19 protein-coding genes, 2 tRNA genes and 2 pseudogenes are annotated in these 22164 nt (G+C 70.6%); 18 read left to right on the forward strand and 5 right to left on the reverse strand.

Features of this window, described 5'->3' with window-relative positions:
• Window positions 1-32: 32 nt before the first annotated feature.
• From dnaA (ACFYXV_RS16055) to ACFYXV_RS16110, 12 genes and pseudogenes are all read left to right on the forward strand, one after another.
• Window positions 33-534, forward strand: a pseudogene (dnaA, locus tag ACFYXV_RS16055) (chromosomal replication initiator protein DnaA); the annotation flags it as partial.
• 149 nt (window positions 535-683) lie between these two features.
• Window positions 684-1820, forward strand: a pseudogene (gene dnaA, locus ACFYXV_RS16060) (chromosomal replication initiator protein DnaA); the annotation flags it as partial.
• Between the two features lie 895 nt (window positions 1821-2715).
• On the forward strand, window positions 2716-3846 hold the full coding sequence (dnaN, locus tag ACFYXV_RS16065) for a DNA polymerase III subunit beta (protein WP_030153167.1): 1131 nt from the start codon (window positions 2716-2718) through the stop codon (window positions 3844-3846).
• Window positions 3847-4089: 243 nt separating this feature from the next.
• The gene (gene gnd / locus ACFYXV_RS16070; protein ID WP_385473599.1) at window positions 4090-4965 is read left to right on the forward strand and encodes a phosphogluconate dehydrogenase (NAD(+)-dependent, decarboxylating); all 876 of its coding nucleotides are present in this window, start codon (window positions 4090-4092) and stop codon (window positions 4963-4965) included.
• A gap of 85 nt (window positions 4966-5050) precedes the next feature.
• The gene (recF, locus tag ACFYXV_RS16075; protein WP_389383173.1) at window positions 5051-6211 is read left to right on the forward strand and encodes a DNA replication/repair protein RecF; all 1161 of its coding nucleotides are present in this window, start codon (window positions 5051-5053) and stop codon (window positions 6209-6211) included.
• Window positions 6208-6747, forward strand: a complete 540-nt coding sequence (locus tag ACFYXV_RS16080; protein ID WP_389383174.1) for a DUF721 domain-containing protein — start codon at window positions 6208-6210, stop codon at window positions 6745-6747. The genes recF and ACFYXV_RS16080 overlap by 4 nt, the downstream gene beginning before the upstream one ends.
• Window positions 6748-7031: 284 nt before the next feature.
• Window positions 7032-9092, forward strand: a complete 2061-nt coding sequence (gene gyrB, locus ACFYXV_RS16085) for a DNA topoisomerase (ATP-hydrolyzing) subunit B (protein ID WP_383337001.1) — start codon at window positions 7032-7034, stop codon at window positions 9090-9092.
• Between the two features lie 44 nt (window positions 9093-9136).
• Entirely contained in the window at window positions 9137-11731 is a 2595-nt protein-coding gene (gyrA, locus tag ACFYXV_RS16090; RefSeq protein WP_385473609.1) for a DNA gyrase subunit A, read from the forward strand.
• 3 nt (window positions 11732-11734) lie between these two features.
• Window positions 11735-12445, forward strand: coding sequence for a DUF3566 domain-containing protein (locus tag ACFYXV_RS16095; protein WP_389383176.1), 711 nt, complete (start codon window positions 11735-11737; stop codon window positions 12443-12445).
• 94 nt (window positions 12446-12539) lie between these two features.
• Window positions 12540-12613: transfer RNA gene (locus ACFYXV_RS16100), tRNA-Ile, on the forward strand.
• Between the two features lie 145 nt (window positions 12614-12758).
• Entirely contained in the window at window positions 12759-12893 is a 135-nt protein-coding gene (locus tag ACFYXV_RS16105; RefSeq protein ID WP_208809277.1) for a DLW-39 family protein, read from the forward strand.
• A gap of 122 nt (window positions 12894-13015) precedes the next feature.
• Window positions 13016-14320 (forward strand): hypothetical protein, encoded by a 1305-nt coding sequence (locus tag ACFYXV_RS16110; RefSeq protein WP_389383177.1) that lies wholly within the window; start codon window positions 13016-13018, stop codon window positions 14318-14320.
• A 6-nt stretch (window positions 14321-14326) separates the two neighbouring features.
• Here ACFYXV_RS16110 and ACFYXV_RS16115 read toward each other — a convergent pair whose 3' ends face one another.
• A complete protein-coding gene (locus ACFYXV_RS16115) occupies window positions 14327-15595 on the reverse strand; it encodes a serine/threonine-protein kinase (RefSeq protein WP_389383178.1) in 1269 nt (422 codons plus the stop codon).
• Window positions 15596-15676: 81 nt separating this feature from the next.
• Entirely contained in the window at window positions 15677-16225 is a 549-nt protein-coding gene (locus ACFYXV_RS16120) for a helix-turn-helix domain-containing protein (protein ID WP_383337034.1), read from the reverse strand.
• A 164-nt stretch (window positions 16226-16389) separates the two neighbouring features.
• On the opposite strand from ACFYXV_RS16120, the gene ACFYXV_RS16125 reads away from it, so the two are divergent.
• Window positions 16390-16462 (forward strand) — tRNA-Ala (locus ACFYXV_RS16125).
• An 83-nt stretch (window positions 16463-16545) separates the two neighbouring features.
• On the opposite strand, the gene ACFYXV_RS16130 is transcribed toward ACFYXV_RS16125, so the two are convergent.
• Window positions 16546-17070, reverse strand: a complete 525-nt coding sequence (locus tag ACFYXV_RS16130; protein ID WP_385473658.1) for a GNAT family N-acetyltransferase — start codon at window positions 17068-17070, stop codon at window positions 16546-16548.
• Between the two features lie 139 nt (window positions 17071-17209).
• On the opposite strand from ACFYXV_RS16130, the gene ACFYXV_RS16135 reads away from it, so the two are divergent.
• On the forward strand, window positions 17210-17620 hold the full coding sequence (locus ACFYXV_RS16135) for a LysM peptidoglycan-binding domain-containing protein (RefSeq protein WP_385473661.1): 411 nt from the start codon (window positions 17210-17212) through the stop codon (window positions 17618-17620).
• A 92-nt stretch (window positions 17621-17712) separates the two neighbouring features.
• Here the strand turns inward: ACFYXV_RS16135 and ACFYXV_RS16140 are convergent, their stop codons facing one another.
• Window positions 17713-18396 carry a DUF5324 family protein gene (locus ACFYXV_RS16140; RefSeq protein WP_389383179.1) on the reverse strand — a complete coding sequence of 228 codons (684 nt, stop codon included), beginning with the start codon at window positions 18394-18396 and terminating at the stop codon, window positions 17713-17715.
• A gap of 175 nt (window positions 18397-18571) precedes the next feature.
• Here ACFYXV_RS16140 and ACFYXV_RS16145 point away from each other — a divergent pair, with 175 nt between their 5' ends.
• Together ACFYXV_RS16145 and ACFYXV_RS16150 are read left to right on the forward strand one after the other, a co-directional pair.
• On the forward strand, window positions 18572-19099 hold the full coding sequence (locus tag ACFYXV_RS16145; RefSeq protein ID WP_385475458.1) for a peptidylprolyl isomerase: 528 nt from the start codon (window positions 18572-18574) through the stop codon (window positions 19097-19099).
• A 131-nt stretch (window positions 19100-19230) separates the two neighbouring features.
• A complete protein-coding gene (locus tag ACFYXV_RS16150) occupies window positions 19231-20106 on the forward strand; it encodes a rhomboid family intramembrane serine protease (protein ID WP_385475452.1) in 876 nt (291 codons plus the stop codon).
• Window positions 20107-20248: 142 nt separating this feature from the next.
• Here ACFYXV_RS16150 and crgA read toward each other — a convergent pair whose 3' ends face one another.
• On the reverse strand, window positions 20249-20503 hold the full coding sequence (gene crgA / locus ACFYXV_RS16155; protein WP_030153143.1) for a cell division protein CrgA: 255 nt from the start codon (window positions 20501-20503) through the stop codon (window positions 20249-20251).
• A gap of 91 nt (window positions 20504-20594) precedes the next feature.
• On the opposite strand from crgA, the gene ACFYXV_RS16160 reads away from it, so the two are divergent.
• Together ACFYXV_RS16160 and ACFYXV_RS16165 are read left to right on the forward strand one after the other, a co-directional pair.
• The gene (locus ACFYXV_RS16160; RefSeq protein WP_383337044.1) at window positions 20595-21383 is read left to right on the forward strand and encodes a DUF881 domain-containing protein; all 789 of its coding nucleotides are present in this window, start codon (window positions 20595-20597) and stop codon (window positions 21381-21383) included.
• Window positions 21340-22140, forward strand: coding sequence for a class E sortase (locus ACFYXV_RS16165; RefSeq protein WP_389383180.1), 801 nt, complete (start codon window positions 21340-21342; stop codon window positions 22138-22140). Before ACFYXV_RS16160 ends, ACFYXV_RS16165 begins: the two co-directional genes overlap by 44 nt.
• Window positions 22141-22164: the final 24 nt, after the last annotated feature.

Below are 22164 nucleotides of genomic sequence, written 5' to 3' on the forward strand. Positions count from 1 at the left end.
ATTCGTGGGACCCCTGTGAGAGAGCGTGCTCTGTGGCTGACGTACCTGCCGATCTTGCCGCAGTGTGGCCAAGGGTGCTCGAGAAGCTCCTCGGGGAGGGACAGCAGGCCATCGAGCCCAAGGACAAGCAGTGGGTCGAGCGCTGCCAGCCCCTGGCACTGGTCGCCGACACCGCGCTGCTCGCCGTCCCCAACGAATACGGCAAGCGCGTCCTGGAAGGCCGGCTCGCCCCGCTGATCAGCGATGCGCTCAGCCGTGAGTGCGGCCGCCCCATCCGCATCGCCATCACCGTGGACGACTCCGCCGGCGAACCCGCGCCCCTGCCCGCGGCCGCGCAGCAGCGTTCCGACGGGTACGAGCCGTACGGCAACCAGCGCGGCGGCCACACCGGCCCCGGCGGCCCCTCCGACGACCAGCTCCCGACCGCCCGCCCCGCCTACCCGGACTACCAGCAGTCGCGCCCCGAGCCCGGCTCCTGGCCCCGGGGCGGCCAGCAGGACGACTACGGCTGGCAGCAGCCGCGCCTCGGCGGCTTCCCCGAGCGCGACCCCTACGCCTCTCCCCAGCCGGGCTACCTCCAGCAGTCCGACTCCGGCGGCTACGAGCAGGGCTCCTTCGAACAGCAGCAGTACGAGCAGCAGCCGTACGAGCCCCGCCAGTCCCAGCAGCCCCATCAGTCGCATCAATACGAACAGCAGCAGTACGAGCAGCCGGCCCCGCGCCAGGCGCCCGGCCGGCCCGCGGCGCCCGCCCCCTCGGGCGGCTCGACCTCGGGCCCGCTGGAGCCCACCGCCCGGCTCAACCCCAAGTACCTGTTCGACACGTTCGTCATCGGCGCGTCCAACCGCTTCGCGCACGCCGCCGCGGTGGCCGTCGCCGAGGCGCCCGCGAAGGCGTACAACCCCCTCTTCATCTACGGGGAATCGGGGCTGGGCAAAACGCATCTTCTGCACGCCATCGGCCACTACGCGCGGAGCCTCTACCCCGGCACCCGCGTGCGCTACGTGAGCTCCGAGGAGTTCACCAACGAGTTCATCAACTCGATCCGCGACGGCAAGGGCGACGCGTTCCGCAAGCGCTACCGCGAGATGGACATCCTGCTCGTCGACGACATCCAGTTCCTCGCGAGCAAGGAGTCGACGCAGGAGGAGTTCTTCCACACCTTCAATACGCTCCACAACGCCAACAAGCAGATCGTGCTGTCCTCCGACCGGCCGCCCAAGCAGCTCGTCACCCTGGAGGACCGGCTCCGCAACCGCTTCGAGTGGGGCCTGATCACCGACGTCCAGCCGCCCGAGCTGGAGACCCGTATCGCGATCCTGCGCAAGAAGGCCGTACAGGAGCAGCTCAACGCCCCGCCGGAGGTACTGGAGTTCATCGCCTCCCGCATCTCGCGCAACATCCGCGAGCTGGAGGGGGCGCTCATCCGGGTCACGGCCTTCGCGAGCCTGAACCGGCAGCCGGTCGACCTCGGCCTGACCGAGGACGTCCTCAAGAACCTGATCCCCGGTGGCGAGGACTCGGCCCCCGAGATCACGGCCACGGACATCATGGCGGCCACCGCGGACTACTTCGGGCTCACCGTGGACGACCTGTGCGGCTCCTCGCGCAGCCGCGTCCTGGTCACCGCGCGGCAGATCGCCATGTACCTGTGCCGGGAGCTCACGGACCTCTCCCTGCCCAAGATCGGGGCGCAGTTCGGCGGCCGGGACCACACCACGGTCATGCACGCGGACCGGAAGATCCGGGCCCTGATGGCGGAGCGGCGGTCCATCTACAACCAGGTCACCGAGCTCACCAACCGCATCAAGAACGGCTGAGCCGGGGGCCTCTCGGCCGGGCCGGCGGGCTCGGACGGGCCCTTTCAAACGCTTCCAGAGGGCGCTCCCGGGGTACTTCGGGGGCGCCCTTTCCCGTACGCGCGCCCCTGACCTGTTCGAATACGCCCCCTGTGGAGCAACTCATCCACAGATTCCCCGACTTTCTTCCGTCCACAGCCTGGGGACGGGTTCCGTCACCCACAATCTGTCCACAGGGGTGCGGGATGAGGCACCATCAGCACTGGTCAGCCCCCTGTGGATTTGTGCGCAAGCTTCATCCACAGCCTGTGGACAGAATCCCCGTCCACAGGCTCGTCCACTCCTCTGTCCACCGCCAACCCACAGGTTCCCGCACTCTGTGCACAGGATCCGACGAGTTACCCACACCGCTGTCCACTGTTCGGCAACATTCCACCTCCCCTCACCGCCCGGAGTGAAAGCCGTCACACGGAAGTCGACGTTTGGGCTGTGGAGTACTGGGGGAAACCTGGGGACACACCTGTGGAGTAGTCGGGGTCATCTGGGGATGGCCTGTGCAGAAGTTTTTGTTCTCCACAGACACAGGGGGTTGTCCACCGGTGTCACCCACAGGGTCGGTGGATAAAAAACGCGGGCTGACCTGGGGCAACGGGCTTATCCACCGTTTCCACAGGCCCTACTACTACCCCCATAGAGAGTTAGCCCGGTTTCGGTTTTCAAGCGGGTCCTGTGCACAACTCGGTGGGGACGCCTCCCCGACACCTCGCTCCCGACTTGACCTCCGGCAGCACCGACTGTCGGCGCCGTACGTCAGACTGGTCCCCGGCACCGAGGCTCCGAGCCATCGAGGGCATCGAGGCATCGGGCCGAGAACGAAGGCCGGCAGACGAGCGAGCAACAGCAGGAGGCGGTTCCGGTGAAGATCCGGGTGGAGCGCGACGTACTCGCGGAGGCGGTGGCCTGGGCTGCCCGCAGCCTCCCGGCCCGGCCGCCGGTGCCCGTTCTCGCGGGCCTGCTGCTGAAGGCCGAGGAGGGCACGCTGTCCCTCTCCGGCTTCGACTACGAGGTCTCCGCCCGCGTCTCCGTCGAGGCCGACGTCGAGGAGGACGGGACCGTCCTCGTCTCCGGCCGCCTCCTCGCCGACATCTGCCGCGCCCTCCCCAACCGCCCGGTGGAGATTTCCACAGACGGTGTACGGGCGACCGTGGTCTGCGGCTCCTCGCGATTCACACTCCACACCCTGCCTGTGGAGGAGTACCCGGCGCTGCCGCAGATGCCGACCGCGACCGGCACCGTGCCCGGTGAGGTCTTCGCCTCCGCCGCCGCCCAGGTCGCCATCGCCGCCGGCCGCGACGACACGCTGCCCGTGCTGACCGGTGTCCGCATCGAGATCGAGGGCGACCGCGTCACCCTGGCCTCCACCGACCGCTACCGCTTCGCGGTCCGCGAGTTCCTGTGGAAGCCGGAGAACCCGGACGCCTCCGCCGTGGCCTTGGTGCCGGCGAAGACGCTCCTGGACACCGCCAAGTCCCTCACCAGCGGTGACACGGTCACCCTGGCGCTGTCCGGCTCCGGCGCGGGCGAGGGCCTCATCGGCTTCGAGGGCGCGGGCCGCCGCACCACCACCCGCCTGCTCGAAGGCGACCTGCCGAAGTACCGCACGCTGTTCCCGACGGAGTTCAACTCCATCGCCGTCATCGAGACCGCCCCGTTCGTCGAGGCCGTCAAGCGCGTGGCCCTGGTCGCCGAGCGCAACACCCCGGTCCGCCTCAGCTTCGAGCAGGGCGTGCTGATCCTGGAGGCCGGCTCCTCCGACGACGCACAGGCTGTGGAACGTGTGGACGCCAAGCTGGAGGGCGACGACATCTCGATCGCCTTCAACCCCACCTTCCTGCTGGACGGCCTGAGCGCGATCGACTCGCCGGCCGCGCAGCTGAGCTTCACCACGTCCACCAAGCCCGCCCTGCTGAGCGGCCGTCCGGCCGTCGACGCGGAGGCGGACGAGGCGTACAAGTACCTGATCATGCCGGTCCGCCTGTCCGGCTGACGCACGCGCACGTCGGGCCCGGTCTCGCAGGCGCGGGGCCGGGCCCGACGGCGTTCGCCCCCGTACCGGCCTCCCGTACCCGGCCCCCGTACGAGCCCGCCGCGGCCGCGTACGGCCCCGTACGTCCGTCCTGGAGCGCCCGTGGCGCCCGTCGGCACCGCCCGGCGTAGGCTCGGAGCCTGGGTGCCCCCGGCGATCGGGGGAACCCGGCACAGACGGCCACAACGCTTAAGGAACCACCTGATGGAGCTTGGTCTCGTCGGTCTCGGCAAGATGGGCGGCAACATGCGCGAGCGCATCCGCCGCGCAGGCCACACCGTCATCGGATACGACCGCAACCCGGACCTTGCCGATGTCCACAGCCTGCGGGAACTTGTGGACAGCCTGCAGGCCCCCCGCGTCGTGTGGGTGATGGTCCCGGCAGGTGCGGCGACGCAGTCCACCGTCGACGAGCTCGCCGAGCTGCTCTCGATCGGCGACATCGTCGTCGACGGCGGCAACTCGCGCTGGACCGACGACGAGAAGCACGCCGCCGAACTGGCGGCCAAGGGCATCGGCTTCGTCGACTGCGGTGTCTCCGGCGGCGTATGGGGCCTGGAGAACGGCTACGCGCTCATGTACGGCGGCGAGAAGGACCACGTCGCCCGGGTCCGGCCGGTCTTCGACGCCCTCAAGCCCGAGGGCGAGTTCGGCGCCGTGCACGCCGGCAAGGTCGGTGCGGGGCACTTCGCGAAGATGGTCCACAACGGCATCGAGTACGCCATGATGCAGGCCTACGCCGAGGGCTGGGAGCTCCTGGAGAAGGTGGACTCGGTCACCGACGTCCGCGAGGTCTTCCGCTCCTGGCAGGAAGGCACCGTCATCCGCTCCTGGCTGCTGGACCTGGCCGTGAACGCCCTCGACCAGGACGAGCACCTGGAGCAGCTGCGCGGCTTCGCGCAGGACTCGGGCGAGGGCCGCTGGACGGTGGAGGCGGCGATCGACAACGCCGTGCCGCTGCCCGCGATCACCGCCTCGCTCTTCGCGCGGTTCGCGTCCCGCCAGGAGGACTCGCCGCAGATGAAGATGATCGCCGCGCTGCGCAACCAGTTCGGCGGCCACGCGGTCGAGAAGGCCTGATCCACAGCCTGTCCACAACCGCACCACAACCGCACCACAGCAGTACAGAGCAGAGCAGCAGGAAGCCGGGGGAGGTCGGCGCCGTATGCATGTTTCGCATCTCTCACTGGCCGACTTCCGCTCGTACGCCCGGGCCGAGGTTCCCCTCGACCCGGGCGTCACGGCTTTCGTGGGCCCCAACGGCCAGGGCAAGACCAACCTGGTCGAGGCCATCGGCTACCTGGCCACGCTCGGCAGCCACCGCGTCTCCTCGGACGCGCCCCTGGTCCGCATGGGCGCGGACCGGGCGGTCATCCGCGCCGCCGTCACCCATGGAGCCCGCCAGCAGCTGGTCGAGCTGGAGCTGAACCCGGGCCGCGCCAACCGCGCCCGCATCAACCGGTCCTCGCAGGTCAGGCCCCGGGACGTGCTCGGGATCGTACGGACGGTGCTGTTCGCGCCGGAGGACCTGGCCCTGGTGAAGGGGGATCCCGGGGAGCGCCGGCGGTTCCTCGACGAGCTCGTCACCGCCCGCTCGCCGCGGATGGCCGGCGTCCGCTCCGACTACGAGCGGGTGCTCAAGCAGCGCAACACCCTGCTGAAGTCCGCGGCGATGGCCCGCCGGCACGGCGGCCGCTCCATGGACCTCTCCACCCTCGACGTCTGGGACCAGCACCTCGCGCGCGCCGGCGCGGAGCTGCTGGCGCAGCGGCTCGACCTGATCGCGACGCTGCGGCCGCTCGCGGACAAGGCGTACGAGCAGCTCGCGCCCGGCGGCGGCCCGCTGGGGCTCGCGTACAAGTCCTCGGCCGCCGCCGGCGAGGCCGGGGAGGCCGGCGAGGCCGGCGCCGAGGACGGGGCCCGCACCCGCGAGGCCCTGTACGAGGTGCTGCTGGCGGCCCTGGCCGAGGCGCGCAAGCAGGAGATCGAGCGGGGCGTGACCCTGGTCGGCCCGCACCGGGACGACGTGCTGCTGCGTCTGGGAGACCTCCCGGCGAAGGGGTACGCGAGCCACGGCGAGTCCTGGTCGTACGCGCTGGCGCTGCGGCTGGCCTCGTACGAGCTGCTGCGCTCGGAGGGCGCCGAGCCGGTGCTGATCCTCGACGACGTGTTCGCCGAGCTGGACGCGCGGCGCCGCGAGCGGCTCGCGGAGCTGGTGGCCCCGGGCGAGCAGGTACTGGTGACGGCGGCGGTGGACGACGACGTTCCGGGGATCCTGGCGGGGACCCGGTTCGGGGTGTCCGGCGGTGAGGTGACCCGGCTGTGAGCGGCGAGGAGAAGGAACCCGGTACGACCGGACCCCGCAAGGTCCCCGAGCCCTCGGGCGTGGACCTCGCCCGGCAGGCCCTGGCGGCCGCCCGCGAGCAGGCCCGGGCCCGCGGCAACGCGGCAGCCGGGAAGAACAAGCACCGGCCGGGCCTGCGCTCGGGCGCCCGCGCCGACGGCCGCGACCCGATGCCCCTCATGGCGGCGCTGGACCGGCTGCGCACGGAGCACGGCTGGGAGATGCCGATGGCGGTCGCGGGCGTGATGGAGCGCTGGCCGGAGATCGTCGGCCCCGAGATCGCCGCGCACTGTGAACCGGAACGCTACGAGGACCGTGAACTGGTCGTGCGCTGTGATTCCTCGGCGTGGGCGGCGCAGCTGAAGCTGCTGGCCCCGCAGCTCGTGGCCCGGCTCAACGCGGACCTGGGCCAGGGCACGGTCCGGATGATCAAGGTCCAGGGCCCGGGCGGGCGCCCGAAGCGGTACGGACCGCTGCGCGCGCCGGGCAGTACGGGTCCGGGGGACACGTACGGATAGACCGCGCTCGCGTGGCGTCCCTCACGGTAGCGGGAGGTTGACAGGCCGAAGCGCTGCACGCCCGTGTGAGCCTCTTTGAGCCCCTTCCCGGATATGGGGAGTCGGAGAGAGGAGGTTCAGGGCGGCACATGCGGACTCAGGTACCGGCAAACCCCCATTCATGTCCGTGGTACCGGTAGACTGAAGCGAATCCCGCCGCTTGCGGGATCTAGCTGATACACGCTGACAACGCAGATCGACGCAGCCGCTCCTGCTTGCATGCCTGCTGGCCCGGAGTACGGCCTGTGCTGTGCCAGAAAGGGCGCTTCGTGGCCGATTCCGGCAACCCCAACGACAACCAGTCCACAGCCGGCGAGAACGGCGAGGTCACCGCCTCGTACGACGCCAGTGCGATCCAGGTCCTTGAGGGCCTGGACGCGGTCCGCAAGCGGCCAGGCATGTACATCGGCTCGACCGGTGAGCGCGGGCTGCACCACCTCGTGTACGAGGTGGTGGACAACTCCGTCGACGAGGCCCTGGCCGGGCACGCGGACACCATCGACGTGACGATCCTCGCCGACGGCGGTGTGCGGGTCATCGACAACGGCCGTGGCATCCCGGTCGGCATCGTGCCGTCCGAAGGGAAGCCGGCCGTCGAGGTCGTCCTGACGGTCCTGCACGCGGGCGGCAAGTTCGGCGGTGGCGGCTACGCCGTCTCCGGCGGTCTGCACGGCGTCGGCGTCTCCGTCGTGAACGCCCTGTCGACCAAGGTCGCGGTCGAGGTCAAGACGGACGGCCACCGCTGGACCCAGGACTACAAGCTGGGCGTGCCGACGGCCCCGCTGGCCAAGAACGAGGAGACGAGCGAGCACGGCACGTCCGTCACGTTCTGGGCCGACGGCGACATCTTCGAGACGACCGAGTACTCCTTCGAGACGCTGTCGCGGCGCTTCCAGGAGATGGCCTTCCTCAACAAGGGCCTGACCCTGAAGCTGACCGACGAGCGCGAGTCGGCGAAGGCGACCGTCGGCGCGGACGACCCCGAGGCGGACACGGCCGCGCCCACCGCGCGCACCGTCACGTACTACTACGAGGGCGGCATCGTCGACTTCGTGAAGTACCTGAACTCGCGCAAGGGCGAGCTCATCCACCCGACCGTCATCGACGTCGAGGCCGAGGACAAGGAGCGCATGCTCTCGGTCGAGATCGCGATGCAGTGGAACTCGCAGTACACGGAGGGGGTCTACTCCTTCGCGAACACGATCCACACGCACGAGGGCGGTACGCACGAGGAGGGCTTCCGGGCCGCGCTGACGGGTCTGGTGAACCGCTACGCGCGCGACAAGAAGCTGCTGCGGGAGAAGGACGACAACCTCGCCGGCGAGGACATCCGCGAGGGTCTGACGGCGATCATCTCGGTGAAGCTGGGCGAGCCGCAGTTCGAGGGCCAGACGAAGACCAAGCTGGGCAACACGGAGGCCAAGACCTTCGTGCAGAAGGTCGTCCACGAGCACCTCAACGACTGGTTCGACCGCAACCCGGTCGAGGCCGCGGACATCATCCGCAAGTCGATCCAGGCGGCCACGGCCCGCGTCGCGGCGCGCAAGGCCCGCGACCTCACCCGCCGCAAGGGCCTGCTGGAGAGCGCCTCGCTGCCGGGCAAGCTGTCCGACTGCCAGTCGAACGACCCGACCAAGTGCGAGATCTTCATCGTCGAGGGCGACTCCGCCGGCGGCTCCGCGAAGTCCGGCCGCAACCCGATGTACCAGGCCATCCTGCCGATCCGCGGCAAGATCCTGAACGTCGAGAAGGCCCGTATCGACAAGATCCTCCAGAACACCGAGGTCCAGGCGCTGATCAGCGCCTTCGGCACCGGCGTGCACGAGGACTTCGACATCGAGAAGCTCCGCTATCACAAGATCATCCTGATGGCGGACGCCGACGTCGACGGCCAGCACATCAACACCCTGCTGCTGACCTTCCTCTTCCGCTTCATGCGGCCGCTGGTCGAGGCGGGTCACGTGTACCTGTCCCGCCCGCCGCTGTACAAGATCAAGTGGGGCCGGGACGACTTCGAGTACGCGTACTCGGACCGCGAGCGCGACGCCCTCGTCGAACTCGGCAAGCAGAACGGCAAGCGGATCAAGGAAGACTCGATCCAGCGCTTCAAGGGTCTGGGCGAGATGAACGCCGAGGAGCTGCGCGTCACGACCATGGACGTGGACCACCGCGTGCTCGGCCAGGTCACCCTCGACGACGCGGCCCAGGCCGACGACCTGTTCTCGGTGCTCATGGGTGAGGACGTCGAAGCCCGGCGCTCCTTCATCCAGCGCAACGCCAAGGACGTTCGGTTCCTCGACATCTGAGTCGGCCTCCGCTGACCGCCGCCTGAAAGGACTTCTGACCAGCAATGGCCGACGAAACCACCCCCACCGCCGAGAATCCCGCGGAGGAGCAGCCCGTGCTGCGCATCGAGCCCGTCGGGCTCGAGACGGAGATGCAGCGCTCCTACCTCGACTACGCGATGTCCGTCATCGTGTCCCGCGCGCTGCCCGACGTACGGGACGGCCTCAAGCCGGTCCACCGCCGCGTGCTGTACGCGATGTACGACGGCGGCTACCGGCCCGAGAAGGGCTTCTACAAGTGCGCCCGCGTCGTCGGTGACGTCATGGGCACGTACCACCCGCACGGCGACAGCTCCATCTACGACGCCCTGGTCCGCCTGGCCCAGCCGTGGTCGATGCGCATGCCGCTGGTGGACAGCAACGGCAACTTCGGCTCCCCGGGCAACGACCCGGCGGCCGCGATGCGCTACACCGAGTGCAAGCTGATGCCGCTGGCCATGGAGATGCTCCGGGACATCGACGAGGAGACCGTCGACTTCACGGACAACTACGACGGCCGCAACCAGGAGCCGACCGTCCTGCCGGCCCGCTTCCCGAACCTGCTGGTCAACGGCAGCGCCGGCATCGCGGTCGGCATGGCCACCAACATCCCGCCGCACAACCTGCGCGAGGTCGCGGCCGGCGCCCAGTGGGCGCTGGAGCACCCGGACGCCTCCCACGAGGAGCTGCTCGACGCGCTCCTGGAGCGGATCAAGGGCCCCGACTTCCCCTCGGGCGCGCTGGTCGTGGGCCGCAAGGGCATCGAAGAGGCGTACCGGACCGGGCGCGGCTCCATCACGATGCGCGCCGTCGTCGAGGTCGAGGAGATCCAGAACCGCCAGTGCCTGGTGGTCACGGAGCTTCCGTACCAGACGAACCCGGACAACCTGGCGCAGAAGATCGCCGACCTCGTGAAGGACGGCAAGATCGGCGGCATCGCCGACGTCCGCGACGAGACCTCCTCGCGCACCGGCCAGCGCCTGGTGATCGTGCTCAAGCGCGACGCCGTCGCCAAGGTCGTGCTGAACAACCTGTACAAGCACACCGACCTGCAGACGAACTTCGGCGCGAACATGCTGGCGCTGGTGGACGGCGTGCCGCGCACGCTGTCGGTCGACGCCTTCATCCGCCACTGGGTGCAGCACCAGATCGAGGTCATCGTCCGGCGCACGAAGTTCCGCCTGCGCAAGGCGGAGGAGCGGGCGCACATCCTGCGCGGTCTGCTCAAGGCGCTGGACGCGATCGACGAGGTCATCGCGCTGATCCGGCGCAGCAACACCGTCGAGATCGCGCGCGAGGGCCTGATGGGCCTGCTGGAGATCGACGAGATCCAGGCCAACGCGATCCTGGAGATGCAGCTGCGGCGCCTGGCGGCCCTGGAGCGGCAGAAGATCGTCGCCGAGCACGACGAGCTCCAGGCGAAGATCAACGAGTACAACGCGATCCTGGCCTCGCCGGAGAAGCAGCGCTCGATCGTCAGCGAGGAGCTGGCGGCCCTCGTCGAGAAGTTCGGCGACGACCGGCGCTCCAAGCTGGTCCCCTTCGACGGCGACATGTCCATGGAGGACCTGATCGCCGAAGAGGACATCGTCGTCACGATCACGCACGGCGGCTACGTCAAGCGGACCAAGACCGAGGACTACCGCTCGCAGAAGCGCGGCGGCAAGGGCGTGCGCGGCACGAAGCTGAAGCAGGACGACCTGGTCGACCACTTCTTCGTCTCGACCACGCACCACTGGCTGCTGTTCTTCACGAACAAGGGCCGGGTCTACCGCTCCAAGGCGTACGAGCTGCCGGACGCCGGCCGCGACGCCCGCGGCCAGCACGTGGCCAACCTGCTGGCCTTCCAGCCGGACGAGAAGATCGCCCAGATCCTCGCGATCCGCGACTACGAGGCCGCTCCGTACCTGATCCTGGCCACCAAGGGCGGCCTGGTGAAGAAGACGGCGCTCAAGGACTACGACTCGCCCCGCTCCGGCGGCGTCATCGCCATCAACCTCCGGGAGACCGAGGCCGGCGGAGACGACGAGCTGATCGGCGCCGAGCTGGTCTCCGCCGAGGACGACCTGCTGCTCATCAGCAAGAAGGCGCAGTCGATCCGCTTCACGGCGACCGACGACGCGCTGCGCCCGATGGGCCGCGCCACCTCGGGCGTGAAGGGCATGAGTTTCCGCGAAGGTGACGAACTGCTCTCGATGAGCGTTGTCAGGCCGGGTACGTTCGTCTTCACCGCGACCGACGGCGGTTACGCCAAGCGGACGCCGGTCGACGAGTACCGCGTCCAGGGTCGTGGTGGTCTGGGCATCAAGGCCGCCAAGATCGTGGAGGACCGAGGTTCGCTCGTCGGGGCGCTCGTGGTCGACGAGACGGACGAGATTCTCGCCATCACGCTGGGCGGTGGTGTGATTCGTACGCGAGTCAACGAAGTCAGGGAGACCGGCCGTGACACCATGGGCGTCCAGCTGATCAACCTGGGCAAGCGCGATGCCGTGGTCGGTATCGCTCGTAACGCCGAGGCCGGTCAGGAAGCTGACGAGGTCGAGGAGACCGACGCAGCCGAAGGACAGGCCGCCGAGGCCGCCGAGGGCACGCAGCCCTCGGCCGGGGAGCACGAGGAGTAAGTCGTGAGTGGAGCCACGGGCGCCGGACCGGCCAAGACTGGGGAGGACGGTACCCGTGGCCCCGCCGCGGACTCCCCGGACGGGGGCGCCGAGGCAGCCGAGGGCAGGGGGAGAACCGTGACGGACACCCGCAAGCCGAAGCAGGAGAAGGCCGCGCCGGCCGCGGCCGGCGCGACCCCGGCCGCGGCAGGGGCGGCCCCGGTGGCCGCGCCCGGCCGGCCGCCGGAGCAGCCGTACCACCCGCCGCAGGCGTACGCGGCACCCCAGGCGCCGGGCGCGCCGCGGGCTGCCGGGGACGCCGCCGCGCAGCGCAAGGCGCGTACGGGGGCCCGTACGACGCCCAGGACGCGCAAGGCGCGGCTGCGGGTGGCCAAGGCCGATCCGTGGTCGGTGATGAAGGTCAGCTTCCTGCTGTCGATCGCGCTGGGCGTGTGCACGATCGTCGCGGCGGCGGTGCTGTGGATGGTCATGGACGCCATGGGCGTCTTCTCGACCGTCGGCGGCACCATCAGCGAGGCGACCGGGTCGAACGAGAGCAATGGCTTCGACCTCCAGTCGTTCCTGTCGCTGCCGCGCGTTCTGATCTTCACGTCGGTGATCGCGGTCATCGACGTGGTGCTGGCGACGGCTCTGGCCACGCTGGGCGCGTTCATCTACAACTTGTCGGCGGGCTTCGTCGGCGGTGTGGAGCTCACGCTCGCCGAGGACGAATGACCGCTGATTGACCTGCGGGGACTGCCCCGGGGAACGGATTTTGGCTCGACCGTGTCTGTGCGCTAATCTTCAGGAGTCAGCGCGCAGCGCGGATGGGGCTATAGCTCAGTTGGTTAGAGCGCATCCCTGATAAGGATGAGGCCACAGGTTCAAATCCTGTTAGCCCCACAGTGAAGAAGACCCCCAGGCCCTTGGCCTGGGGGTCTTCTGCGTACGGTCAGTTGGGGGCTTCCCAGGTCACCGAACGGTATCGGTGCGTGTGTATTGTTGGCCGTCAGAAGTCCCCAACGTCAACGAAAGACGAGGTCGCGCGGTGAAGAAGCTGCTCCTGGTCGCACTGGCCGCCATCGGCGGGCTCCTCGTGTACCGCCAGATCCAGGCGGACCGCGCCGAGCAGGACCTGTGGACGGAGGCAACTGACTCCGTGCCCTCTGGTTCCGGTGTGTGAGACCCAAAGCTGATCTCATGAAGCCCCGGCTGCCGCTGCTGCCGGGGCTTTGTGCTGTTCTGTGACGAAAAGTTACGTTATGCAAAGATTTGGCTTGCGTTAGCAAAATCGGGGTGGGCGTGATGGGGCGGGTACGGACGACGGTGCTGGCGGGGGCGGCGGCCCTGGCGCTGGCCGGGGGCCTTCCGGGCGCGGCGTCCGCCGCCACGGCGCCCCCGCAGCCGGCGCCGGCGTACCGGGGCGCCGAGGGCGCCAAGCGGATCCAGGGCGGGCCCGGCAGCGCGGACGCGCCGCTCGTGGCGGCCGGACAGGCCTACGCCGACACCATCGGCCCGGGCGAGCGCTTCTACCGGCTGAATCTCGACGACGCCTCCAGCGTGTACTTCTCCGCCGTGGTCCAGCCTCCGCGCGGCGCCAAGGTCGGCTACAGCGACGGCCTTGAGGTCGAGATCATGACCAAGGAGGGCGAGCGCTGCCCGAACAACCCGGGCCGGGCCGGTTTCGGCTACGACCCGGTCCCCCTCGGCGCCGTGGCGGTCCGCCGGCTGGAGGAGGACGCCGAATGCCAGGGCGCCGGCGTCTACTTCGCCAAGGTCACCCGCACCGCCGCCAAGGACTCCGACCAGGGGGCGTGGCCGGTGGAACTGCTGCTCCTGCGCGAACCCGGCCTCGCCACCGGCAGCGCCCCCACCACCGCCCCCAGCGTCTGGCCCTCGGCCTCGCCGACGCTGCCCGGCAGCGAGCCGGTGGCGCGCCCCGGGGGCACCGGCTTCAACGACGCCCGTGCGCTGGGCAGCGGGGTCTGGCGCGACGACCTGCGGCCCGGGCAGACCCGCTTCTACCGGGTCCCGCTCGACTGGGGACAGCAGTTGGGGCTCAGCGCCGAGCTCGCCGACGCCAGGATGACCAAGTCGTACGGCTCGGCCTCCGACGGGCTCACCGTCGCGCTGTACAGCCCGTACCGGGGGCTGATCGAGGACAAGGGCATCGCGTACGGGGGCAAGCAGGCGGGCGTCACCCTGCCGAAGACGGCGCCGGTGGCGTACGAGAACCGCTTCTCGGACACCGGGGAGGTACGGGGGGCCCGGCTGGCGGGCTGGTACTACATCGCCGTGACCCTGGGCGCGAAGGTCGCCGAGTTCACGCAGGACGCGAGCCCGGTGCCGCTGACGCTGCGCATGGACGTGACGGGCGGCCCGGCCAAGGCGCCCGCGTACGGGGAGAGCCTGAGCGCGGCCGGGTTCGGGGTCGGCGCGGACGACCGGGCGGCCGCCAGGGAGGGGCTCACCGCACCCGAGGCCGCGGAGGCGGCCGGAGGGCGCTCGGTGATGCGGGTGGTGGCCGGCGCGGGCTTCGGCACCGGGACGGTACTGCTGCTCGTGCTCGGCGGATGGTTCCTGCTGGGCCGGCGCGGGCAGGGCGCGTAGCGCGGCTCAGATCCGGGTCAGCGCCCAGGCGCCCACCGCGAAGCAGAGCAGCGCGGCGGTGAGGATCCCGGCGGCGACCTTCGGCGACGGCGGGGCGATCCCGCCGGTCCGTACGGGCGGCGGCGCGTGCGGGGCGGTGGAGGCGGCCGCGGCCGGGGCGACGGCGGCCGGGGCGGGTGCGGCCGGGGCGGGTGCGGCCGGGTCGGGCGCGGTCGCCGTCGCGGCCGCGCCGGAACGCACCGGCGGCGGGAGGTGGAAGCTGCCCGTCTCGGACGGGCCGAACACCCCGGCCGGCGGCGGTCCGAACCCCGCCGGCGCGACGGGTGCGGGAACCGCGGCCGCCTGCGGCGGGACACCCGCCGCGGTGGGCGACTCGGGGGTCACCGCGGCCGTGCTCTGCGGCCCCCGGGGGCCGAAACCGGGCGGCAGCGGACCGAGTTGGTCGAACACCTCCACCGGATCCTCGTCGGGGGCGGGCGGCGGAAGCAGCTCCACGGCCTCGGCAAGGGCCTTGCGGGCCCCTGTGGCGGTCTTGAACCGGCTGTGGGGATCCGGCTGGAGGAGGTTCGCCACGACGTCCCAGAGCGGCGCCGGAACGCCCTCGGGGGCGGCGGGGGTGCCATGGGCGAGGAAGTGCTCCACCAGAGCCCGGGAATCGGGCTTGGAGCCCCGCAGGAGGTAGAGGGCGACCAGCCCGACGGCGAAGAGGTCGGCGGGGAAGTCGGGTTCGGAGCCGAGCAGTTGTTCCGGGGCGAAATAGCCGGGCGTGCCCACCACGTAGTCGGTCTCGGTGAGGCGCGGCTCGCCCTTGCGCATCGAGATGCCGAAGTCGGACAGCCGCAGGTGCGGCCGTCCGGATCCGGTGGCCTCCATCAGGATGTTGGCCGGCTTGATGTCGCGGTGGACGACCCCTTCCGCGTGCACCGCCGCCAGCCCCGACAGGAGCTGGTCGAGCAGCGTGCACACGAAGCGGGGCGGCAGCGGGCCGTAGTCCCCGATGACGTGGGCGAGGGAGCCGCCGGCGACGAGGTCCATCGTGAACAGGACCTTGTCGTCGTCGGCCGCCCAGCTGGCCGGGGCCAGCACGTGCGGGTGGTCGATGCGCAGGGCCTGCTCCCGGACGAACCGGAGCAGGGTGTGGGCGTCGCTCTGCCGCAGGACCTTGGCGGCGACGTACCGGCGGCGCCGGTGGTCCCAGGCCCGCCACACGGCGCCCGCGCCACCGCGCCCGATCGGATCGATCAGCTCGTACCGGCCGGCGAAGATCTCACCCATCGCTGCGCCCGTCCCCCGTTCCGTGCGTGGCGTCCCGTGCGTGCATGCGTCCGTGCGTGCGGCCCGCGCCGCGGTGTCGCGTCAGTTCTGGTGGGACTCGTAGTGGGCGACCGCGTCCGCGGTGCGGCCCGCGCCGTAGACCCTGAGGAACTCTGCCAGTTCGGGATGGCTGGGGGCGAGGGAGTCGGCCGCGTCGATGATGTCGCCGGCCGCGGAGACCGAGCGCAGCAGCGACTGGATCTCGCGGACGACGCGCTTGACCGTGGGTGCGCCCGAACCGGTCGTGGTCTGGCCGCTGTTGCTGAGGACGGAGCCTCCCTGGGTCCTCTTGATCTCGTCCATCCGGTCGGTGGCCTCGGCCGCGCTGACGCTTCCGTCCGCCACCTGGCCCGCGAGGTCCTGGAGGGCCTGGACGCGCTGCACCACGGCCGGGTTCCCGATCTTGGCCCGCTGGCCGCTCATCAGCTGGGACAGCATGGGCGCCGACAGTCCGAGGACCGCAGCGAGGCGTGCCTGGTTCAAGCCGAGGTCATCTATGAGCCGGCGGAAGAGCGCGCCGAGCGGCTCCCCGTACCAGCTGCGCTGAAGCTCCCTGGCTCTGGCCGTGGCCTCTTGCTGAACAGCGTCCACTCTCAGTACTCCCCTACTTCGCTGGTGCGAACCTCGCGAGCATCTTACGGAGCGTGGTCGCGTGGCGGGAGCCCCCATAATTTTGCGAGATGCGGGGGTACACCCGGTACTCTGTTCTGCGGAACGGCCACACCTTCACGGGAGGCGGTCGCGTCCATCTTTTCGGGGCTTTAGCTCAGTTGGTAGAGCGCTGCCTTTGCAAGGCAGATGTCAGGAGTTCGAATCTCCTAAGCTCCACAGCACCAGAGGCCACCTGACCAGCGGAAACGCGGGTCAGGTGGCCTCTTTGCGTCGTGGGGTGCGCCCGGCGGCGCGCCCGGCTAGAGGTCGATCCAGTACCGGCGCTTGGGGCCTATGAGGGTCTCGCGGACGTCTTCCAGGACCCCGCCGCTGCGCTCGATCGTGCGTACCGAGCCCGTGTTGCCGGGGTCGCACGTCAGGAGTACCCGGTCCATCCCCAGCAGCCGGGCCTCGTACAGGACCGAGCCGAGCGCCCAGCCGGCCAGTCCGCGCCGGCGCGCGGAGGGCCGGATGCCGTACCCGATGTGGCCGCCTGCGTCGAGGAGGAAGCCGTTCAGGTAGTGGCGCAGGTCGATGGCGCCCAGATAGGTGTCGCCCTCGGCGATCCACCAGTACGTGGCGTGCACGCGGCCCTGCTCCACGGGGCGGGTCCGGTCCCCGTACCCGCGCAGCCGCTCCGTCCAGGCCGCGAAGCCCCCGGGGCTGTCCACGTCGTCCTCGGAGCCGAGTCCGGCCCCGTCCATGTCGCTGTCGTGCCCCCATTCCGCACGGGCTTCCAGCCAGGAGGCGTGCAGGCGGGGGGAGGGGAACACGAGCTCGGGCATCCGTTGACGGTAACAGCCGGGCGTCCCCCGCCCGGGTCCCCCGGTTGGCCCTGTCACAGGGCCGGGCGGCGCGGGCTGGCCGACAGTGGGGGAAGGCACCGAGCCAGGGGGCGACACCACGCCGGAGGCGTACAGACACATGGGACTCTTCGACTTCCTCAAGTCCGACAAGAAGAAGCACGAGGCCGCCGAGAAGGCCGCGGCGGCCGCGGCCGCCGACTACGCGGCGAAGTACACGGACGCCGTGTCGGCCACCAAGGCCGCCGCCGAGCGGATGGCCGCGGCGGCGCCGCCGAAGGCCGCGCCGCACACCCCGAAGCCCACGTCCGCCGCGCACAAGGCGGTTCCCGCGGCTCCGGAGCCCAAGCCGGTGCCGGCCGCCGCGAAGCGCACGTACATCGTGCGGACGGGCGACTCGCTCTCCGCGATCGCCCGCCGGGAGCTGGGCAACGAGGCCCGCTGGCGCGAGCTCTACGCCATGAACCGCGGAGTCATCGGCTCGAACCCCGAGCTGATCCAGCCCGGCCAGGTGCTCACCCTGCCCCGCTAGTGGCGGGACGGCGGGAGGGCCCGGATCCATCGGATCCGGGCCCTCCCGCCGTCCCGCCGTGCCGCTCAGGGGCGACCGCGGTCAGAACCTGCTCACTCGTCCGCCGTTCCGGCTGAGGATTCGCGCTCCTTGGCCGCCAGTTCGTCGTCGAAGCTGGCCGGCTCGCGCTCGCGCGAGAGCTCGGTGGCCGCCGGCGGCTCGACGAGCCAGTCCGGGTTCGACTGCTGGTCCCACCACCGCCACGCCATGTACGCACCGGCGGCCAGCGCGCCGACCACCGCCATGCACTTGAAGGCCCGGCCGGCCCGGTGGCGCCGCTCGTGGCGCTTCACCAGCTGCTGGACCTCCTTGGCCGACACCTGGCCGCGCAGCGCCGCCAGGGCAGCCGTCGACCGCGATGCGGCCTCCTCGGCCACCGGCTGCGCCGCGGCCAGCGCGCTCTCCAGCCTCGGCTGCGTGTAGTCGGCCGCCTGCCGCGCCGCCCGGCGCGTGTGGTGCACGGCCATCGTCGCCGCCCGGTCCACGTTCGGGGGCACGTGCGTGCGGGCCGCCCTCATCCTCGGGTGCAGATGCTCGTCGTACGCCGTACGGGCCTGCCGGGCCGCCTCGGCCGTCGCGTACGAGACCTTCGGTGCCAGCCGGTCGTTCGCCTCGGCCGCGTAGTGCGCAGCGGCGTCCCGGGCGGCCGTTGCGTACGGCGCCACCGCTTCCGCTGCGTGCCTCGCCGTTTCCCTGGCGCTTTCGGCGGCCAGGTGCACGCTGTCCTTGCGGGTCACAGGATCCTCCTCCTCGGTGGCGGACACAGTTCACCTTTCCACCCTTTGTCGGATCATGCCTGCCATACCGTCGGGCGGCATGCGTGACAGGGCATACGGGTGGAGGATTTCTGTGCCGCGCAGCGCTCCGTGGGAGGATCTGGAACCGACAGTGACGACTATGGAAGGCAGATCCGTGGCCGAGAAGCTCTACGCCACCCTGAAGACGAACCACGGCGACATCGAGATCGAGCTGCTGGCCAACTTCGCCCCGAAGACGGTCAAGAACTTCGTGGAGCTGGCCACGGGCGCCCGCGAATGGACCCGTCCCACCGACGGCCAGAAGACCACCGATCCGCTGTACGACGGCACCGTCTTCCACCGCGTCATCAGCGGGTTCATGATCCAGGGCGGCGACCCGCTCGGCAACGGCACCGGCGGCCCCGGGTACCAGTTCGCCGACGAGTTCCACCCCGACCTGGCCTTCACCAAGCCGTACCTGGTGGCCATGGCCAACGCCGGCCCCGGCACCAACGGGTCCCAGTTCTTCATCACCGTCGCGCCCACCGCCTGGCTGACCCGCAAGCACACCATCTTCGGCGAGGTGACGGACAAGGCCAGCCAGAAGATCGTGGACGACATCGCGGGCCTGAAGACGAACCCGCGCACCGAGCGCCCCCTCGACGACGTGATCATCCAGTCCGTCGTCGTCGAGAAGCGCTGACCGCCGCCGCGCCGGCGCCCCGGGAACCTTTCCGCCCCGCCCGTCCGTCCTGCATGCGTGGAACCCGCCGGGGCCACAGCCGGACGACCGGCGGGGTGCACCGCCCGTCCCGCCGCTGACCGAGGGGACCGATGGACACCGACCGTCTGCCGGGCTGCTACCGCCACCCGGATCGCGACACGGGGATCCGCTGCACGCGCTGTGAGCGCCCCATCTGCCCCGAGTGCATGATCAGCGCCTCGGTCGGCTTCCAGTGCCCCGAGTGCGTCCGTGACGGCTCCGGTACGGGGCACGCCCCGGCCGCGAACGCGCCGCGCACCGTCGCGGGCGGGGTGGTCTCCGCCGATCCGCACCTCGTCACCAAGATCCTCATCGGGATCAACGCCGCGGTGTTCCTGGTGGGCCTGCTCGCGCCGGCGGTCGTCGTGCAGCTGGAGCTGCTCGGGCGGTACGTCGAATACTTCGGCGGCCCGGTGGAAGGGGTCTCGACCGGCCAGTACTACCGGCTGCTGAGCTCGGTGTTCCTGCACGTGGAGTGGTGGCACATCGGGGGCAACATGCTGGCCCTGTGGGTGATCGGCGGCCCGCTGGAGGCGGCCCTGGGCCGGGTCCGCTACCTCGCCGTGTACGTGCTGTCGGGGCTGGGCGGCAGCGCCCTCGTCTATCTGCTGACCGCGCCGAACACGCCGACCCTCGGCGCGTCCGGAGCGATCTTCGGCCTGCTCGGCGCGACCGTCGTGCTGGTGCGCCGCCTGCGGTACGAGATGCGGCCGGTCATCACCATGGTCGTGCTCATGCTGGTGCTGACCTTCGTGCCCTTCGGCGGCAGCCTGTCGGTCTCCTGGCAGGCCCACATCGGGGGCCTGGTGACCGGTCTGCTGGTCGGTCTGGGCATGGTCGGACCGGCCGCCGGCAGGACGCGCACCCTGGTCCAGTGGGGGACCTGTGGAGCGGCATTCCTGCTGGCAGCGGCGGTGGTCCTGGTCCGTACGGCCGAACTCACCTGATCACACCGGCGTCAACACTCCACAGAGTTATCCACAGATCTTCTGTCTTTTCCTCAGGTGTGGATGACGCTGTGGATAACTCATGGGGAGAGCTTGTCGGACCCGGTGCGCCTGTGCTTGCGGACGCTCGATCGGGGACCGGCTACTTCCACTGGGTGGACACGCCGAACCCCGCCGCGATGAAGCCGAATCCGACCACGATGTTCCAGTTGCCCAGTGCCTCGATGGGCAGCTGGGTCTCGGTCACGTAGAAGACGACGATCCACGCGAGACCGATCAGGAAGAACGCCAGCATGACCGGGGCGACCCAGCTGCGGTTGGTCAGCCTGATCGTCTGCGCCTGCTTCGCCGGCGGCGGCGTGTAGTCGTCCTTCTTGCGGATACGTGACTTCGGCACGAGGGGCTCTCCTGTCGATGCGCTGGGGACCTTGCCTGCCCCGGGCGTCCGTTAGCGTAGTGGACCTGTGGCGTTGAAGGAGAAGGGTACGTTGAGCAATTCCGACGACTCCTCCGCGGGTCCCCGTCGCCGGGCCAGGCCGGTCCGGCTGCTGACGGCCGCCGTTTTCGCCCTGGCCGGTCTCATCTTCGTCACCAGTTTCAATACTTCCAAGGGTACGAACATCCGGACGGACGCCTCGCTCCTGAAGCTCTCGGACCTCATCCACGAGCGCAGCCAGAACAACGCCCTGCTCGAACAGAGCACCGCGGCCGTCCGCGACCGGGTGGACGCCCTCGCCGAGCGCGACGACGGCAGCACCAGGGCCGAGGACGCCAAGCTGGCGGCCCTGCGGGTCGCCTCCGGCACCGAGCCGCTGTCCGGCAAGGGGCTCACGGTCACCCTGAACGACGCCCCGCCGAACGCCACCGCCCGCATCCCCAACGTGCCCGAGCCGCAGCCGAACGACCTGGTGATCCACCAGCAGGACCTCCAGGCCGTGGTGAACGCCCTGTGGCTGGGCGGAGCCCAGGGCATCCAGGTCATGGACCAGCGCCTGATCGCCACCAGCGCGGTGCGCTGCGTGGGCAACACGCTGATCCTCCAGGGCCGCGTCTACTCGCCCCCCTACAAGGTGAGCGCGGTCGGGGACCCGGCCGCGCTGCGCAAGGCGCTCGCCGCCTCCCCGGCCCTGCAGAACTACCAGCAGTACGTGACGGCGTACGGGCTCGGCTGGAAAGTGGACGAGCACAAGGAGCTGACACTCCCCGGCTACTCCGGCACAGTGGACCTCCACTATGCGAAGCCGCTGGAATCCGCCTCCGCGAGCAGTACGCCGTGACGTCGTACTGCGCCTGGTGGTGCGGACGTTCAGCGAGGTCTGCCTGACGGCGGGCACGCTGATCGTGCTGTTCGTGGCGTACGTCCTGCTGTGGACCGGCGTCAAGGCCGACCGGGCCATGGACGGGGAGATGGCCCGGATGCGCGACCGCTGGAGCGCGGCTGCGGCCGCCGCGCCGTCCGCGGCGCCTTCCGCGGCCCCGTCCACCGCTCCCGCCACCGCGCCGGCGGCCGCACCGCAGCCCGCGCCCCCGGCGCAGGACCCTTCCGGACAGCCGCCCGGCTACCCGCCCGGCCAGCCGTTCGCCGAGATGTACATCCCGCGCTTCGGCCCGGACTGGAACAAGCCGGTCCTGGAGGGCACCGGCACGGAGCTGCTGAAGAAGGGCCTCGGCCACTACGCGGGCACCGCCCGCCTCGGCGGCACCGGGAACTTCTCGGTCGCGGGCCACCGCCGCACGTACGGGGACCCCTTCAAGGACTTCCCCGAGCTGCGCCCCGGCGACGCCGTGATCCTCAAGGACGCCACGGCCTGGTACACGTACACGGTGCGCAGCGAGCCGCTGCGCACCCTGCCCACCGACATCGGGGTGGTCGACCCGGTGCCGCGCCGCTCCCCCTTCACCGGACCCGGGCGGTACCTGACCCTCACGACCTGCGATCCGGAGTGGGGCCACAGCCACCGGCTGGTCGTCTGGGCGGAGCTGACGCAGACCCGCCCGGTCGCCCAGGGCCGGCCGGAGGGTTTGCCGAGCTGACCCACCCGGCCGGGCCGCTGCCTT

This window comes from Streptomyces sp. NPDC002181, assembly GCF_042890485.1.
Taxonomy (GTDB): domain Bacteria; phylum Actinomycetota; class Actinomycetes; order Streptomycetales; family Streptomycetaceae; genus Streptomyces.